The sequence below is a fragment of the Enorma burkinafasonensis genome (genome assembly GCF_902150035.1).
Lineage (GTDB): Bacteria > Actinomycetota > Coriobacteriia > Coriobacteriales > Coriobacteriaceae > Enorma > Enorma burkinafasonensis.
Genome location: NZ_LR597548.1, coordinates 1 through 810 on the forward strand (window position 1 = coordinate 1; position 810 = coordinate 810).

Below are 810 nucleotides of genomic sequence, written 5' to 3' on the forward strand. Positions count from 1 at the left end.
TGCGTGTCGCTCGGCTTCGGCAGCGCGGTCGGGGCGGCGGCCTTCGTCCACCTGGGCCTGCACGCCGACGTCGCGGACGCGGCCTTCCCGATCATGCTCTGCAGCATGCCGTTCTGGCTCGCCGGGTTCTGGCGGCCCTTCGGCATGCGCGCCGAGGAGCTGCTGCCTCTCCTGGCGGCACACGAGCTTTCCCCGCAGCTGCTCGCGTACGAGCCCTGCCTCGCCGCGAGCCTCCCCGAGGGCTCGCCGCGCCCGGGCCGCCCGGGGCGGCGCGCGAGGCGCAGGGCAAGGAAGAAAGGAGCCGAGCTCTATGAGCCGAGCAAGAACCAACAAGGAGAATAGGCCGAAGCGCCCGAGCACCCTCGGGCTGCTCCTCGGCGGCACGGGCGGGCGCAAGGACGCCTCGAAGGGCGCGGAGGCCGAGCGGCAGAGGCGCCGCCGGGAGCGCGACCGCTCGAGCGAGATGGCCGCCTACGTCGGCTACGACGCCATGTACAGGGACGGCATCGCCCAGGTGATGCCCGGGGTGTTCAGCCAGACGGTCGAGTTCTCCGACATCAGCTACCAGTCCGCGCGCAAGGAGGCGCGCGAGACGGCCTTCACCGTGATGAGCTCGCTGTTCAACTACTTCCCGGCGGACTCCCACGTGCAGCTCCAGGTAGTGAACGCGCCCATCCCCGCCGACGAGGTCGGCCGCAAGGTCTTCTTCGAGCCCGGGGAGCGCGCCACCGCCGGGCTCGCCGAAGAGTACAACCGGATCCTCAACGACAAGATGCGCGAGGGCGTCTCGAACCTCGTGCGCCACCGCTA

Annotated in this window: 1 protein-coding gene and 1 pseudogene; both read left to right on the forward strand. The window is 71.0% G+C overall.

Annotated elements, in window-relative coordinates:
• On the forward strand, positions 1-342 hold a 342-nt coding region (locus tag FS885_RS09850; protein ID WP_144744846.1), incomplete at its 5' end, for a PrgI family protein.
• Positions 311-810 (forward strand): annotated as a pseudogene (locus tag FS885_RS09855) (VirB4-like conjugal transfer ATPase, CD1110 family); the annotation flags it as partial. The gene FS885_RS09850 and the pseudogene FS885_RS09855, both read left to right, overlap by 32 nt.